Here is a 15,408-nt window from a genome sequence, read left to right as displayed (position 1 = left end):
TTCGGCGCAGTCAACACCTCAGCGCCATAATTCACGACCTGAACCGGCCATTCGGCCCTAGACATCCGATGTATCGTGCAGGAACATCGGATGTCTCAGCAGATTCAGGAGGTGAGGCGATGCGCGTCACCGACGAAGCCATCGATCGGATCAAGCAGATGATCGTGGCCGGGGAACTGCGGCCCGGCGATCGCCTGCCGCGGGAGGCCGACCTGGCCGCCCGCCTCGGCCTGTCGCGGAACTCGTTACGCGAAGCGGTGAAGGCGCTCGCGCTGATCCGGGTGCTCGAGGTCCGGCAGGGCGACGGCACGTTCGTGACCAGTCTCGATCCGTCCCTGCTGATGGAGACGATGGGTTTCGTCCTCGACCTGCATCAGGACGCGTCGGTCCTGGAGTTCTTCGAGGTACGGCGGATTCTCGAGCCGGCCGCGGCCGCCCGGGCGGCGCTGCGGATGGCGGACGACGACATTGCCGCGCTGCGCAAGATGCTCGACGAGCTGGGGCCGGAGCCGTCGGTCGAGGATCTGCTGACCAGCGACGTGGAGTTCCACAAGGTGGTGGCGCTGGGGAGTGGCAATCGGGCCCTGGCCTCGATCATCGACAGTCTGCGGCAACCGACGTACCGGGCGCGGATCTGGCGGGGGCTGACGCAGAACGACGCCGTCGCCCGGACGCTGGCCGAGCATCGCGCCATCCTCGATGCGATCGAGGGGCGCGAGCCGGAGGTGGCCAGGTCCTGGGCGACGGTTCACATCGCAGGGGTGGAGCGGTGGATCCAGGAGGCCGTCAATCTCGACGAGCCTGACCGGGGCGGTGGGGTGGGGCAAGCAAGGGGTTCTGCAGCTCCACGAGAACTGCGCTCGGCATCGGGAGGGACAGTTCGACCGCTCCGTCGGGCAACTCCAGTGGAGTACTGACGAGCTTGCTCCGCTCGGCGAGGTCGGCAAGCTCCTCGTCCGTCGGCCAGTCGGGCAGACCTTCGGCAGCCGCGGCGATGTCACCGGAGCCGATCGCCAGGGTGGTTGCGGTCGCCTCCCAGGCCGGGTCGACGCCCGGTAGCTGCAGACGAATGTTGCGGGTCAGCTCAGATGCGCCGTCCGCCTTCGTCTGATCGAGGGTGAGATTCCACAGCAGTACGGCGATCCGGTCGCGATCCCGTGACGCCCACGCCTCGACCAGGCTGTCGGCGCCGTCGCCGTCGAGGGTGACGGGGAGCTCGACCGGGCCGAGCCGGCTCAGCAGCGTCATCGCGTGGTAGCGCGGTTTTGCCAACCCACCAACGGTTTGCAGGCCGAACCCGCCGTGCAGCAGACGCGGCGGCCGACCGAGCTCCTCGAAGTGGTCCGAGGCAACCCAGTACGACAGCGCGTCGATCCGCCCGGCCGCCGACTTCATGCCGCGGAGCAGGAACACCCCGGAGAAGACCGAGTCGTTGATCGGGTTGAAGTGCGTCGGCGTCACGCCCCACTCGGTCCACAGCACCCGCGCGTCCCCGAACCCGTGCCGTTCCAGCGACGCCCGTACGTCGAGCGGCGGCGAACCGTACGTATGCGTCGACACGAAGTCCACCGGCGAGCCGTTCGCGGCTGCGTGTACGAGCAGATCGTCGACCCAACCGGCCGCGGCGGACGACGGCCCGCCGACCGCGAGGCGTGGATCCACGGACTTCACAGCCGCGGCGGAGACGTCGTACAGCTGCATCCACTCGGCCTTGGTGCCGGACCAGAAGACCTCGAGGTTGGCTTCGTTCCACACCTCGAAGTCCCAGGTCAGCACCTCGTCGAGGCCGTAGCGGTCGACCAGGTGCTGCACCAGTGCGCGCACCAGGTCGTGCCACGCCTGGTACGACGCCGGCGGCGAGATGATCGCGCCGTACTCGAAGACCTTCTTCGACGGATCACTGGCGAGCTCACGCGGCATGAAGCCCAGCTCGACGACCGGCCGCAGCCCGATCGCGAGCAGCTTGTCGTAGATCGTGTCCACGACGGAGAAGTCGTAGCCGGACTCGGTGACCACGTGCGTGTCGTCGTGGAAGATCGCGTGCGCGCGAACCGTGCGTACGCCGATCTCGTCGTGCATCCGGCGCAGCGCGTCCTCGAGCTCGACGCCGATCTCGTGCCCGCCGGTGCGGTCCGTACAGAGCAGCTGGCTGAGTCGTTCGCTGCCGACCATCGGCACCCACGGCTTGGCCAACTCGGTGCCCTCAGCAACCACATCCACCGTCACCTCGACGGCCGGAACGGTGCCATCAGCAACCAGCGGTACGGCGCCGGCCATCGCGCTCGCCCGTCCGTTCGTCGCGGTCACCTCCGGCACGCTCACCACCGCATAGCGGTACGGCGTGCCGGGCGTGCAGGTCGTGTCGACGTACGGAGGTGCCGGGATCGACAGGATGTCCCGGCTGTGATGATCGACCGGCTCCAGCGGGCCGTGCTCGCCGGCGCCGCGCAGGATCAGGTACCCGGCGGCGCCGTCGACCGGCGACCAGTCGATCGTCACCTGACCGACACCGCCGACCGCGCTGACCTCCTTGGGCGGATCGAGGTCCGGGAAGGCGAACTCGCGCTCCTCGTCACTGCGGAGCGCGATCCGCTCGTCCCAGTCGGTCTGGGCCGATCTCTGGGCGTCGTTCTGCATGAAAGAGTCTCCTACTCGAGGCCGGATTCGAACTTCTCCATCGCGATCAGCGGCCGGATCCGACTCTCCACCGTCCGGCTGCCGAAGCTGCGCCGGATCAGGTCGTTGCCGAACACGTTGCCGATGGCACCCATCACCATGGCCTGGTCGAGGGACAGGTACCGCTTCGCGATCAGCCCGGACTTCACCGCGACCGAGTCGTAGAACCCGCCACCGCCGTACGCGTGCAGGTTCTTCTCGATCTTGCTCAGGTTGTCGATCGCCTGCCGCGGTGCGTACGCCATCGCCAGGAAGGCAGCGTGCGGGGTGACGACGCCGTCGCCGTACGTCGGGTTCGGGTTGGTGCCCTCGCGACAGCCCTCGAAGCCGCCGTCGAAGTTGGTGCCCTCGAGGTCGGACGGGTAGCCGGTCGGGTCCATGCCGAGCGCCTCGACGCCGTAGACGGAGTACCCGCCCTTCGGGTTCGACGCGGGGGAGAAGCCCCAATAGCCGTACTTCGCGTCGTCGAGACCGTGCTCGATATGCGCGCGGACCGTGAGCGGGTGGTTGATGCCCCAGCTCCGCGGCGCCCAGGTCGCTTCCGGGATGAACAGGTCGGGCATCAGCGGCTCGAACATGTCGCCGCCCCACGACGGCACGATCCGCATACCGCGGTACGAGTAGGTGCCTTCGAAGACGTCCAGTCCGAGGTACGTCCGGTGCACGCCCTTCGGCTTCTGCTCCACCCACGACCAGTCACACGTATCCGGGAAGGTGCGGTACGTCGCGAAGTACTGCGTGTGCGGGACCTGACCGAGGGCGAAGCCCATGTAGCCGGCGATCCGCGCCTCGGTGTTGCAGGTGTCGTAGTGGAACTTGCGGTAGTACACGTCCGGGCCGACGCCGGCGTGGTTGCCCTTGTCGGTCTCCTCGTCCGGCGGCGGCGTTTCGAAGAATCCGCCGCGCATCAGACCGCCGGGGCGGGCGTCGGGGTTGTAGTAGAACTTGAAGTTCATCCGGCCGAGCACGGAGTCGGCCAGGGCGCGGGCGCGCGGCTCGGCGTTCCGGACGACCATCAGCGCGCAGGCGAACCAGGCGTTGTCGACACTCGACACGAACGGCGTGATCGGCTTGGTGCCGTCCGGGTCGACGGTCCGGACCGCGCCGGTGGCTTCGTCGTACCAGTTGAAGTACATCCCGCTGGGCTCGTGATGTACGGCGTTCTTCATCGTCGTCAGCGTCTGCGTGATCCGCCGCAAGGACTCCTGCGGCGAGATGATCCCGAGGTGCTTGGCGACGACCGTGCTCCACAGGTAGCCGCCGATGTTGGTGGGGGACGTGTAGTTGCTCCGCACCGGGTTCGTCACCGACTCCCCGATGTTGTCCGCGGGCAGTCCGGTGTGCTCATCGGTCATGGCGACCAAGCTGCGCCACGTGTCCCGAGCCCACCTCCCCACCAACGCCTTGTCGGACCGGCTGGGAGTCCAACCCTCTTTCAATGTCTGGGCGGGCGAGAGTGATCCGCCATAGGCGGGTGCGGTGGCGCCGGCGAGCGCGAGGGCGCCGGTGGAAGCAAGTAAGGTACGGCGACTGATGAAGGCGGTCATCAAAGGTCTCCTATTTCAGTCCGGTAATTGCGATGCCCTTGGTGACGTGGCGCTGGAAGGCCAGGAACATCACCAGCACCGGAAGGACGACCACGACCGCGCCGGCCATCAGCAGGCCGTAGTTCTGCGCGTTCTGTCCGGTCGAGTACAGCGCCAGGGCGACGGGAAGGGTGTACTTGTCCTCGGTCTGGGCGATCACCAGCGGCCAGAGGAAGTTGTTCCAGGAGCCGAGGAAGGTGAGGATGCCGAGCGTGGCCAGCGCGGGCCTGGTCAGCGGCAGCATGATCCGGGCGAAGATGCCCAGTTCGCCGCTGCCGTCGACGCGGCCGGCATCCATCAGGTCGTCGGGCAGCCCGAGGAAGAACTGCCGCATCAGGAACACGCCGAACGGCGAGACCAGGAACGGCAGGATCAGGCCGGGGTAGCTGTTCGCCAGCCCGGCGTTGGTGACGAGCACGAACAGCGGGACGAACGTGACCATGCCCGGGATCATCAGCGTGGCCATCACCACGACGAACAGGGCGTTGCGGCCCTTGAACCGGAGCTTGGCCAGTGCGTACCCGATCATCGAGCAGAAGGTCAGGTTCCCGGCCGTCACGACCAGCGCGACCAGGGTCGAGTTGACGAAGTAGCGCGGGAAGTTCGCCTTGTTGAACAGGTCGTCGTAGTTCTGCGTGGTCGCGTCCTGCGGCCACCACGTCGGCGGGACGCGGAGCAGTTCGCCCTGCGTCTTGAAGCTGCCGAGCACCATCCAGAGGAACGGCGCGGCCACGGCCACCAGGCCGAGCACTCCGATCAGGTAGATCCACCAGGTGCGGCGCATCACTTCTCCCTCAGCAGCCGGAACTGGATGAACGTGATCACCGCGATGACGACGAACAGGATGTACGCCATCGCCGTGGCCAGTCCGTAGTTGCCGAAGCCGAACTGGTTGTAGGTGTACATCGAGACCGAGATCGTGCTGTTCAGCGGACCGCCCTGGGTCATCACGAACGGCTCCTCGAAGAACTGCAGGTAGCCGATACCGGTGGTCACGCTGGTGAACAGGATCGTCGGCCTGAGCAACGGCAGGATCAGGTACCTGAATCGTTGCCAGGAGCCCGCACCGTCGATCTGACCGGCCTCCTCGACCGACTGCGGGATACCTTGCAGGCCGGCCAGGAAGATGATCATCGCGGAGCCGAAGTTCCGCCAGACCGCCATCGCGATCAGCGACGGCATCGCCCAGGTCTTCGACCCCAGCCAGTTGGGCCCGTCGATCCCGACCCAGCCGAGCACGGTGTTCAGCAGACCGGAATCGGGCGCGAGCACGAACCGCCAGATCACCGCGATCGCGACGATCGAGGTCACGACGGGCAGGTAGTACCCGACCTTGAACAACGCCTGGAACCGCTTGACGCCGCGGTCCAGCAGCACGGCCGCCCCCAGCGCGACCACCAACGTCAGCGGCACACCGATCACGACGAAGTACGCCGTGTTGAACGCGGCCTTGCGGAAGGTCTCGTCCTGGAACGCCTTGACGTAGTTCCCGAACCCGACCCCGTTCACCGAGAACGGCGTCCGCAGATCCCGCTGCTTGATATCGGTAAAACTCATCCCCAACGAACCGAGCACCGGCCCGGCCGTAAACGCGAGGAACAACAGAACGAACGGCAGGACGAGGATCCACGCCGCTGCGCTCTCGCGGGTGAGGCGACGCCGGGGCGCGCCGGCGCCGCGCATCCGCGCCGGATCGCTGGTGGAGCCGGCTCGCCGGCCCCCTTCTCTCCTACCACCCGACGAGACGCGCAGCGCCTCGTCGGGTGCCGTTTTCTGGCTCATAGGAATCAGCTGCCGCCGGCGCCGATCTGGGTGGCTTTGGTTTGGATGGCTTTGGCGGTGTCGGCGGGGGACTGGCCGGCCTTGGCCATCTTCTCGACCTCGGTGTCGAACTGCGCCGCGATCTGCTCCCAGTTGACGATCGCCGGCGGCGCCTTCGCGTCGTCGAGCTGCTTACCGAAGACCGGCAGCAGCGGGTCCGACGCGATGCTCGGGTCCTGCCAGGCGCTCTTCACGGCCGGCAGGTCCGCCGACATCTTGAACCACGACGCCTGCGTCTTCGCGTCCGACAGCCACTTGACCAGCTTCCAGGCGCTGTCCTTGTTCTTCGACGACTTGAACACCACGAAGTCCGACCCGCCGACGAACGACGTCGCGGTCTTGTTCTTCGGCAGCTGGAACACGCCGATGTTCGGCTTGATCTTGTCCCCGCCGGCCTTCGCCACCGAGCCGGCCATCCACGGACCGGAGATGAACATCGGCACCTGCCCGTTCACGAACTGCGCCTCGGTCTGGTTCGGCGGCAGGTCCGTCCCGGCGAGCTTGTCGGTGAAGAAGCTCTGGTAGTACTTGAGCCCCTCCTGCATCTCCGGCGTGTCGAACGTGAACGACTTCCCGTCGTCACCGGTGATGTTCGCCCCGGCCGACCACGCGAACGGCATCACGGTCTGCCACGACCCGGTACCACCCGGCTGCAGGTTGATCCCGTACTTCGCGCCGGCCTTGTCCTTCATCGCCTTCGCCATCGCCTTCAGCCCGTCCCAGTCCGTCGGGGGAGTGCTGAAACCGGCCTTCGCGGCGAGATCCTTGCGGTAGAACACCAGCCGCGTCTCGACGTACCACGGAACGCCGTACTGCGTGCCGCCGACCTTCGTGGTGTCGAGTGCGCCCGGGTAGAACCCGGAGTTGTCGAACCCCTGCGGCGTCGGGTCGAGCGCGCCGAGGTCGGCGAACTCACCCATCCACGTGGTGCCGACCATCGCGGCGTCGGGCACGGTGTTCGCGGTGATCGCGGTGGTGAACTTGCTGTGTGCCGCGTCCCACGGGATCGGCGTGACGGTCACGTTCACGCCCGGGTTGGCCTGTTTGAACTGCTCCACCAGCTTGGGCAGGTTCTCGCCCTCGGTGCCCATCGCCCAGACGGTCAGGTTCCCGGTCGCGGGACCCTCGCTGACTGTTGTGGTGGACTGCGCGCCGGCGTCCCCGGAGTCGCTCGACCGGCCACAACCGGCGAGTGCCAGCGCCGTGGCGGTGAGTGCAACGCTGCCGATCACCAGCCGGCGGCGGATGCTGTGGGTGAACATCTGTTGTCTCCTCATCTATTACTGCGGAGTTCCTTCTGCATCCCCCGGTCGGTGCCACAGCTGTCCCGCAGCACCACTTCTGTTGCCAGTACGTCGTTCCGCGCGCGCGACCGCTCTCCGGTCACCCGCTCGTGCAGTCGTTGCGCGGCCACCCGGCCCAGTTCGGCCATCGGCTGCCGTACGGTCGTCAAACCCGGCGACACGTACCGCGCCGCCATCACGTCGTCCCACCCGGTCACCACGACGTCGTCGGGTACGCCGACCCCGTTCGCGACGAACACCGTCAGGGCCGCCAGCGCGAGCTCGTCGTTCGCACACACCAGCCCATCTGGCCGGGTAGTTGCTCCTAGCAACTGTTCCGCGACGGTCCGGCCGGCCTCTTCGGTCAGCGGGACCCGGACGGGCTCAGGTGCCTGCAGTCCGCGGACTGCGTGCGCCTTCGCGAATCCGGCGTGCCGCTCGGCGACGTCGTACCCGCCGGCCGGGTCGCCGACGAACAGCAGGTTGTGGCGGCCATGGTCGAGCAGACGGGTGGTGAGTTGCTCGGCGCTGGCCGCACTCTCGGTGCGGACCGAGTCGCAGCCGCGGATCGGCGGATGCGCGATCAGCACCAGCGGCACGCCCGCCTTCCGCAGCCCCTCGATCGCGGGCAGTTCGAGAGCGTTGCCGTGGACAACGATCCCGTCGACGCGACCGGCCAGGTCCATCACCGTCCGGCGGGGATCCGGGTTGCCGTGCGTGACCGTGATGATCACGCTCTGACCGTGCTCGCCGGCCCAGCGCTCGTACCCCATCAGCAGGTCGCCGTAGAACGGACCGGCCAGATCGGGCAGCACGAGCCCGTGCGCCTCGTGCCGTTGGACGGCGAGACTCCGGGCAGCCCGCAACGGTACGTAGTTGAGCTCCTGCGCCGCCTGGTCAACCCGCGCCCGCGCCTTCGCCGACACCGGTCCGGTCCCTTGCAGGACACGCGAAACCGTCGCGATCGACAGCTTCGCGAGGGCCGCGACGTCGTAGATCGTCGCCGGCCGACCGGTGGGTCCGGATGCCACGGTGAACCCTCCTGAGGGGAAAGTGGAAGCGCTTACAGTTTCGATACCCTGCCCTGGATCGTTCAAACGGTCAAGGGTTCACCCTGCATCGACCGGCGGTCTGCGAGGATGCAAGCGTGACCACACAGGAGCGAGACGACCGGGTCTTCCTGGTCCGGCACGGCGAGACCGAGTGGAGCAGGTCGGGCCGGCACACGTCCGTCACCGACCTGCCGCTCACGCCCGAGGGCGAGCGGGTCGCGGCGGGTCTGAAGGAGCGCCTCGCGGGGGAGTCGTTCGACCTGGTGCTGACCTCACCGCGGCAGCGCGCCCGGCGTACGGCGGAACTGGCCGGCTACCCCGACGCCGTCGTCGACGACGACCTGGTCGAGTGGAACTACGGCGACTACGAAGGCATCACCACCGCGGACATCCGCAAGACCGTCCCGGGCTGGACGGTATGGGACGACCCGGTACCCAACGGCGAAACGCCTGCCCAGCTCACCACCCGGCTCGATCGGGTCGCCGCGCGAATCGCCGCCGTACCGGGAGATGTCCTGGTGTTCGGTCACTCGCACGCGCTCCGCGGCCTCACCGCCCGGTGGCTCGAGCTCGACGTGACCGAGGGTCGTCACTTCGTCCTCAACACCGCCACGCTCTCAACCCTCGGCTGGGAGCGAGGTTCCCCCGCAATCCTGCAGTGGAACAGCTGACCGGTCTCAGCTGAAGGTGGCGACCAGGAGGTCGACGCGGGACTCGCGGTGATCGGGGCGCAGGCGAGCGCCCTGGCTCAGGGTTGCCAAGCCGTGGAGGGAGCTCCAGAAGACCTCCGTGAGCGTTTCCGGATCGTCGGTCGCGAACGGCTCCACCGCGGCGCGGATCTCGTTGAAGGCGTCGATCAGTGAGGCGGGCGTCTCGGACCGGCCGAACTGCAGATCGGTCCGGCGGACGAACATCGCCTCGTAGACGGCCGGGTGTTGGTCCGCGTAGTCGAGGTACGCGTGCGCCAGCGCGCGCAGTCCGGCCGTGTCGTCCGTCGCGCCCGAGCGAGCCGCGCGGAACACGTCGGTCAGCTCCCCGATGCCTTCGAGCGCGACCGCGTCGGCGATCGCGTCCATGTTCTTGAAGTGGCCGTAGAGGACGGGCTGGCTGTAGTCGACGGCTTCGGCCAGGCGGCGGGTGGTGACGGCGTCCCAGCCTTCGGACTCGGCGAGGTCGCGGGCAGTGCGGAGGATCAGCGTACGGCGCTCCTCGCGAGCCCGCTCGCGGCGTGTCTGGGTCGGCATACGCCAGATCCTAGCACTGCTAGACAATCTAGCGGCGGCAGTGTTAGCGTTGCTAGGAAAGTTAGCGCTGCTAGATCAAGGAGACCCCGATGCGTCGCTTCACCACCGTCCTGACCGTCCTGCTCGGCATCTTCCCGCTCACCTTCGGATCCTGGTTCCTGTTCTCCGGGCACGGCGCCGCCGCCGGGTTCGGGATCGACCCGTGGCCGACCGGTGTCGCGGCCGGATACTTCGGCGTCAAGGGGATCCGTGACATCGTCACCGGCCTGAACCTGCTCGCCCTGTTCGCGCTCGGTCAGCGTCGCGCCACCGGCGTGCTGATGGCGATCACAGCACTGATCCCGATCACGGACATGATCATGGTCCTCAGCCACGGCGGGACCGCCGCCACCGCGCTCGGTATCCACGGTCTGACCGCGGTCGTGATGCTCTTCGACGCGTGGCTGCTGCTCCGCGAGGGCCGAACCGTCGAGGCTCCTCAGCCGGTCGGGGTCCACTCGTAGAGCTCGATCGTGCAGTACTCACGGAACCCGAGCCGCTCGTACACGGACCGCCCGGTCGGCGAAGACCCCAGTACGGCGTACTCCGCGCTCACGTCGCGGAGTGCGCCGTACGTGATCGCGGCCCCGATCCCGCGGCGGCGTAGCTCCGGGACCGTCATCACGAAGTACAGCCCGGCGACGCCGGCTCCGAGGAAGACTGTCGCAGTGCCGACGGGTACGCCGTCGAGCCAGCCGATATAGTGCTGCCACGGGTCGTCGTACCCGAGTTTCTGGTAGACCGACGCGACCCATCGGGCTTCCTTCTCGCCCTCCCCGAAGCCCTGGCCGAGCGTCGCCTCCCACACCGCCAGGGCGTCGTCATCACCAACCCGTGTGAGTGACGACCCGGGCACATTGGTTGGGACCAACTCGTCGATCCGCACAGCCATCCCCGGCTCCGAGCCTGCCGCGGCGAAGTCGGCCAGGATGGCGTCGCGAGAGATCTTCATGGACGGTCCGGCGTGCCAGGTGCCCGGCACGCCGTGTTTCTTCAACAGGGCAAGGGATTCCGTGACCGCTCGCTCGTCGGACGCCGCCACGACCGCGTTGTGATAATCGATGGGCGACCCACCGATCGTCCAGCGCGCGACCGCATCGTCCCGCTGCTCGCCACCGCCCGCGGCGCCCATCGCCATCAGCAGTTCGGCCGCGTTGTCCTCGATCGCTCGCACCAGCTCGGCGTCGTCCATCCGCCCAGTCTCGCTGATCAGGCGAACGCAGCGCGATTGCTTTCCACCCACGCGCGAAACGTCCCCGCCGGCCGAGCCAGCACCCGCTCGACGTCGTCCGTCACCGTTCGCCCGCCACCATCACGAACCAACTCCGCACCCCGCACCGCAACGGAGACGAACGCGTCGTCCAGCCCCGCCGCCCGCAACTGCTCCGCATAAACCTTGAGCGGTACGTCGACCACGCGCAACGCCTGCCCGAGGACGTCCGACATCACCGCGACCTGATCCGGCACGCTCAGCAGCTCCGGCCCGGTCAGCGTGTAAGTCTGCTCGTCGTGATCTGGCGAGACCAACGCAGCCGCCGCAACCGCCGCGACATCACGCGGATCCACGAACGCGTGCTGGCCATCCCCGGTCTGGTTGGGAATCGGCTGCCCCGCGCGAATCGCCGGCAACCACCGCAGCACGTTCGACGCGAACCCGGTCGGCCGCAGGATCGTCCACGCCAGCCCACTCTCCCGGATCGCACGCTCCCCGGCGTCGTGCCAGCTCCCAGGCATCGTCCCGATCGCCGACAGCTTCACGATCTTGCTCACGCCACCGTCGACCGCAGCCGCCACCATCGCCAGATCATGCGCCGGAACCAGAGGCCCCGGCGCACTCAGCAGGAACACCGTGTCCACGCCCTCGATTGCCTTCCGCAACGAATCGGGATCCTCGAAGTCCGCTCGGACGAAACCAGGTACCTCTCTGCGCGTCATCCCGAGGGCCGGGATGCCGGAGGCAACCAATTGACGGAGGAGCTCACTGCCGATGGTGCCCGTCGCACCCGTAACCAGGATCATGCCGCCACCCTGCCCAGCCGGGACCGCCGCAGGATAGGAACTTTCGGTACTACGGTCCGCCCCGCCGGCTGGCTACGCTCGAAGCGTGCACGACCCGTGGATCGAGACCGTCACCCTGAAGCCCGCGATCACGCCCGTCACCGTGCTGCCGCCCGACCCCGCGACCACGGTGGTGTGGCGGATGACGCGCGCGGGGGAGAGCGACGTACTCGTCGCCGGACCGCGGACAATGGCGTCGTACCACGTCACGAAGGAGCTGCCGGTGTGCGTGCGGCTCCGGATCCGGACGGGGCGTGTGATGACACTGCTCGGCACCGCCGCGGACGAACTGGTCGACCGGACGGTCCCGCTGGAGGACGTCGTCGGACCGTCGGACCTCGCCGAGCGCCTGGTCGCCTATCGCGATCGGCCCGCCGAGGCAGTCGAGGTTGTTCGCGGCTTCCTGGTGGATCAGTTGCCGGCTCGGCTGCCCGGCCGGCTGGATCTGGTGACCAATGCGGTCGCCGAGCTGTCCGACGGGATGCAGCCGCGGGTGGCCGAGACGGCGGCCGGGCTCGGGGTGAGTGAGCGCTATCTGCGGCGGGTGTTCCGTGAGGACGTGGGCGTGTCACCCAAGCATTTCGCTCGCATCGCGCGGGTGCGCAGCCTGATCGGTCAGGCCCGGCGGCCGTGGGCCGACACCGCGGCGTACGCCGGGTACACGGACCAGTCGCACCTGATCGCGGACTTCCGCTCGTTGATGGGCGTGACGCCGAAAGCGTTCGCGGCCGGCAAGGTCCCGCTCAGCAGCTGCTGAATCAGCCCGGTAGAGCGTTCCACTGTTCCAACGTGGAAACGAGCAGGGTGGTCGTCGACAACGCCAAGAACTCCGACCGCGTGACGTACCGCGCGTCCGACGCGTCGTCACCCGCGGTGAGCTTCCCGCCGACGGCAGTCGCCTCGTAGTCGCGGATCACGTAGAGCTTGCCCTGAGGACCGGGCCGTTCGACCTCGCCGACCAGATCCCCGACCTCAACGGTCAGACCGGTCTCCTCGGCGACCTCGCGTGCGACCGCGGTGGGATCGTCCTCACCGGGTTCGACCCGGCCGCCCGGGATCGACCACAGCCCACGGCCCGGCTCGTTCGCCCGCTTCACAACGAGCAGGCGGCGCTCCTCGTCGTACACGAGGGCTCCCACACAGTCGACGCGCTCCATGCACCCGAAGGATAGGTGTTCTGTGCATAAGTGCCAGGGCTCACCGGTGAACGCCTATAGCATCAGCGGTGACACTTTGACCGGCGAAGGGATTCGGACACCTCGTGCGCATCGACCTGCACACCCACTCGAACCGTTCGGACGGCACCGATCCGGTGCCCGTTCTGATGACGCACGCGCGGGAGGCCGGGCTCGATGTGATCGCGCTCACCGACCACGACACGGCCGACGGCTGGGTCGAGGCCCGGCAGGCCGCGGAGGAGCTGGGGATCGGGTTCGTGCCGGGGCTCGAGATCTCGTGCAAGCTCAACGGGATCAGCGTCCACCTGCTCGCGTACCTGCCCGACCCGTCGTATCCGCCGCTCGCGAAGGACCTGCAGGTGATCCGCGACGGCCGCACCGACCGGATCCCGACGATCGTGGCCCGGCTCAACAGCATCGGCGTACCGCTGACCGTCGAGGAGGTGCTGGCCCAGGCGACCGGTACGCCGTCCGTCGGCCGGCCGCATGTCGCCGACGCGCTGGTCGCCAACGGCACGGTCGCGAACCGGACCGAGGCCTTCGATCGGTACCTCGCCGACGGTCGCGCCGGGCATGTCCCGCATTACGCGCTCGAGCCCGGTCACGCGATCGACCTGGTCCGCGAGGCAGGCGGCGTACCCGTGATCGCGCATCCGTGGGGGCGGTCCAGCTACAAGGTGATGACCGAGGAGAACCTCGCCCACCTGGTCAAGGACCACGGCCTGGCCGGTATCGAGATCGACCACCAGGACCACTCGCCCGAATCCCGTACGGCGTTGCGCGCGATCGCCAACTCCCTGGGCATCTTCTACACCGGCTCCAGCGATCACCACGGCGCCGGCAAGATCGACCACGATCTGGGCGTCAACACCACTGAGCCCGAGCAGTTCGAGCGGCTGCTCGAGACTGCCAAGAACAACGCGGCCGCCTCCGGTGCACAGGTTCCCGAGGCCTACCTTCCGTGAACGGTGTCATCAACGTCGGGCTGCTCAGTGAGGTCGTCGTCACGCTGTTCGTGATCATGGACCCGCCGGGCACCGTGCCGGTCTTCATCTCGCTCACCGCCGGCCAGTCCCGCGCGGTGCGGAAGAAGGCGGCCTGGCAGGCGGTGCTGGTCGCGTTCGGTGTGATCGTGGTGTTCGCGGCGTTCGGTCAGCAGATCCTGCACCACCTCGGCATCACGCTGCCCGCGCTGCAGTGCGCGGGCGGTCTGCTGCTCCTGCTGATCGCGCTGCAGTTGCTGACCGATACCGCCGAGGACCCGGTCCAGACCAAGAACGTGAACATCGCCTTCGTCCCACTCGGTACGCCGCTGCTGGCCGGGCCGGGTGCGATCGTCGCGACGATGGTGTTCGTGCAGCGCGCGAACGGATCGCTGCCGGACGTGGTCGCGATCTCGGTCGGCATCATCGCGATCCACATCGTGATGTGGCTGACGCTGCGGTTCTCCGGCATCATCATGCGGATCCTCGGCGAGAACGGCGTACTGCTCGTCACCCGGATCGCGGGTCTGCTGCTGAGCGCGATCGCCGTCCAGCTCGTGGCCGACGCGGTCACCGACTTCATCAAGGCGGGATGAGCGTGCTTCCCGGGATGCCGGCGCGGTTGTTCGTCGCGACGCCGACGAAGTTGCTGACGTTCGCGGACTGCAAGCGGCGGTACCGGTACACGTATCTCGAGACGCCGCGGCCGCCGAAGGGTCCGCCGTGGGCGCACAACACGGTCGGCGCGATCGTCCACGAGGTGCTCGCCGACTTCTTCGGGCGCTGGCCGGCGGCTCGGCGTACGCCGGACGAGGTCGTCGCGAAGATGCGCTCGAGCTGGCGGAGCGAAGGGTTCCGCGACGAGCAGCAGTCGCTGGACTGGCGCGAGCGCTCCACCGAGATGGTCATCGGCTACCTGCGGGACACCGACCCGTACTACGAGCCGCGCGGAGTGGAGCGCACCGTTGCCTTCACCACCGAACGGGCGTCGCTGCGCGGACGCGTCGACCGGATCGACGAGCGCCCGGCCCGCGACGGCGGCGGCGGGACCGAGCTGGCGATCGTCGATTACAAGACCGGCCGCCGGCCGCTGACTGCTGTCGATGCGCGGTCGTCGCTGGCCATGGCTTTGTACGTCCTCGGTGCGCGTCGTGTCCTGCACAAGCCGTGCACCAGAGTCGAGCTTCACCACCTGCCGACCAACACCGTCGCCGCGGCCGACCACGACGAAGCGTCCCTCGCCCGGCACCAGAAGCGCGCGGAGTCAATGGCCGACGACGCGGCAGCCGCCGAGGCCCGCTGGCGCGAGGGCCTCACCCCAGCCGAGGCCGACGAAGCCTTCCCACCCGAGCCCTCAGCACTCTGCGGCTGGTGCGACTTCGCCAAAATCTGCCCCCAAGGCCGCCGAGAATCCCCACCCCGCGACCCCTGGGCGGGCCTCGACGAGGGCAACCAAGTCCCGGTCGCCGAGGTCGGCTGACCGCGCTG

Annotated in this window: 16 protein-coding genes and 1 pseudogene; 7 read left to right on the top strand and 10 right to left on the bottom strand. The window is 68.1% G+C overall.

The genetic code is table 11. The features are described 5' to 3' along the window. Positions 1–68 precede the first annotated feature (68 nt). Positions 69–746 (top strand): annotated as a pseudogene (locus tag FDA38_RS43275) (FadR/GntR family transcriptional regulator); the annotation flags it as partial. 40 nt (positions 747–786) lie between these two features. Here the strand turns inward: FDA38_RS43275 and FDA38_RS33850 are convergent. Genes FDA38_RS33850 through FDA38_RS33825 form a run of 6 tightly spaced genes read right to left on the bottom strand, consistent with a single transcriptional unit; the run spans position 787 to position 8,397 of the window. After that, complete coding sequence (locus tag FDA38_RS33850; protein ID WP_137258245.1) at positions 787–2,637, bottom strand: GH39 family glycosyl hydrolase; 1,851 nt, start codon at positions 2,635–2,637, stop codon at positions 787–789. 11 nt (positions 2,638–2,648) lie between these two features. Further along, positions 2,649–4,223, bottom strand: a complete 1,575-nt coding sequence (locus FDA38_RS33845) for a glucoamylase family protein (RefSeq protein ID WP_137258244.1) — start codon at positions 4,221–4,223, stop codon at positions 2,649–2,651. A 10-nt stretch (positions 4,224–4,233) separates the two neighbouring features. Next, a complete protein-coding gene (locus FDA38_RS33840; protein ID WP_137258243.1) occupies positions 4,234–5,046 on the bottom strand; it encodes a carbohydrate ABC transporter permease in 813 nt (270 codons plus the stop codon). Then, a complete protein-coding gene (locus FDA38_RS33835) occupies positions 5,046–6,044 on the bottom strand; it encodes a carbohydrate ABC transporter permease (protein ID WP_233715088.1) in 999 nt (332 codons plus the stop codon). The genes FDA38_RS33840 and FDA38_RS33835 overlap by 1 nt, the downstream gene beginning before the upstream one ends. Before the next feature lie 5 nt (positions 6,045–6,049). After that, positions 6,050–7,345, bottom strand: coding sequence for a sugar ABC transporter substrate-binding protein (locus FDA38_RS33830; RefSeq protein WP_137258242.1), 1,296 nt, complete (start codon positions 7,343–7,345; stop codon positions 6,050–6,052). Positions 7,346–7,356: 11 nt separating this feature from the next. After that, positions 7,357–8,397 (bottom strand): LacI family DNA-binding transcriptional regulator, encoded by a 1,041-nt coding sequence (locus FDA38_RS33825; protein ID WP_137258241.1) that lies wholly within the window; start codon positions 8,395–8,397, stop codon positions 7,357–7,359. Between the two features lie 116 nt (positions 8,398–8,513). Between FDA38_RS33825 and FDA38_RS33820 the strand changes: the two genes are divergently transcribed. Next, on the top strand, positions 8,514–9,089 hold the full coding sequence (locus tag FDA38_RS33820; RefSeq protein WP_137258240.1) for a histidine phosphatase family protein: 576 nt from the start codon (positions 8,514–8,516) through the stop codon (positions 9,087–9,089). A 6-nt stretch (positions 9,090–9,095) separates the two neighbouring features. On the opposite strand, the gene FDA38_RS33815 is transcribed toward FDA38_RS33820, so the two are convergent. Then, positions 9,096–9,662 carry a TetR/AcrR family transcriptional regulator gene (locus tag FDA38_RS33815; protein ID WP_137258239.1) on the bottom strand — a complete coding sequence of 189 codons (567 nt, stop codon included), beginning with the start codon at positions 9,660–9,662 and terminating at the stop codon, positions 9,096–9,098. Positions 9,663–9,751: 89 nt separating this feature from the next. On the opposite strand from FDA38_RS33815, the gene FDA38_RS33810 reads away from it, so the two are divergent. Continuing rightward, positions 9,752–10,165: a DUF4267 domain-containing protein gene (locus FDA38_RS33810; RefSeq protein ID WP_137258238.1), complete on the top strand. Its 414-nt coding sequence runs from the start codon at positions 9,752–9,754 to the stop codon at positions 10,163–10,165. On the opposite strand, the gene FDA38_RS33805 is transcribed toward FDA38_RS33810, so the two are convergent. Together FDA38_RS33805 and FDA38_RS33800 are read right to left on the bottom strand one after the other, a co-directional pair. After that, positions 10,141–10,893 carry a GNAT family N-acetyltransferase gene (locus FDA38_RS33805; protein WP_137258237.1) on the bottom strand — a complete coding sequence of 251 codons (753 nt, stop codon included), beginning with the start codon at positions 10,891–10,893 and terminating at the stop codon, positions 10,141–10,143. The genes FDA38_RS33810 and FDA38_RS33805 overlap by 25 nt on opposite strands. Positions 10,894–10,910: 17 nt before the next feature. Next, positions 10,911–11,720 carry an NAD(P)H-binding protein gene (locus tag FDA38_RS33800; protein WP_137258236.1) on the bottom strand — a complete coding sequence of 270 codons (810 nt, stop codon included), beginning with the start codon at positions 11,718–11,720 and terminating at the stop codon, positions 10,911–10,913. An 85-nt stretch (positions 11,721–11,805) separates the two neighbouring features. On the opposite strand from FDA38_RS33800, the gene FDA38_RS33795 reads away from it, so the two are divergent. After that, positions 11,806–12,516: a helix-turn-helix domain-containing protein gene (locus FDA38_RS33795; RefSeq protein WP_137258235.1), complete on the top strand. Its 711-nt coding sequence runs from the start codon at positions 11,806–11,808 to the stop codon at positions 12,514–12,516. Between the two features lies 1 nt (position 12,517). Here the strand turns inward: FDA38_RS33795 and FDA38_RS33790 are convergent, their stop codons facing one another. Then, positions 12,518–12,916 (bottom strand): NUDIX hydrolase, encoded by a 399-nt coding sequence (locus FDA38_RS33790; RefSeq protein ID WP_137258234.1) that lies wholly within the window; start codon positions 12,914–12,916, stop codon positions 12,518–12,520. A 104-nt stretch (positions 12,917–13,020) separates the two neighbouring features. Between FDA38_RS33790 and FDA38_RS33785 the strand changes: the two genes are divergently transcribed. The 3 genes from FDA38_RS33785 to FDA38_RS33775 are packed head-to-tail and all read left to right on the top strand — an operon-like array spanning position 13,021 to position 15,400. Beyond that, positions 13,021–13,902 (top strand): PHP domain-containing protein, encoded by an 882-nt coding sequence (locus tag FDA38_RS33785; protein ID WP_137258233.1) that lies wholly within the window; start codon positions 13,021–13,023, stop codon positions 13,900–13,902. Beyond that, on the top strand, positions 13,899–14,516 hold the full coding sequence (locus FDA38_RS33780) for a MarC family protein (protein ID WP_137258232.1): 618 nt from the start codon (positions 13,899–13,901) through the stop codon (positions 14,514–14,516). Before FDA38_RS33785 ends, FDA38_RS33780 begins: the two co-directional genes overlap by 4 nt. After that, positions 14,513–15,400, top strand: a complete 888-nt coding sequence (locus tag FDA38_RS33775; RefSeq protein WP_202877969.1) for a RecB family exonuclease — start codon at positions 14,513–14,515, stop codon at positions 15,398–15,400. Before FDA38_RS33780 ends, FDA38_RS33775 begins: the two co-directional genes overlap by 4 nt. Positions 15,401–15,408: the final 8 nt, after the last annotated feature.

This window comes from Kribbella jiaozuonensis, from assembly GCF_005233875.1.
In the GTDB taxonomy this organism is placed as follows: Bacteria; Actinomycetota; Actinomycetes; order Propionibacteriales; family Kribbellaceae; genus Kribbella; species Kribbella jiaozuonensis.
The sequence above is the reverse complement of the archived record's forward strand: the minus strand, read 5'-3'. Positions and strand labels throughout refer to the sequence as shown.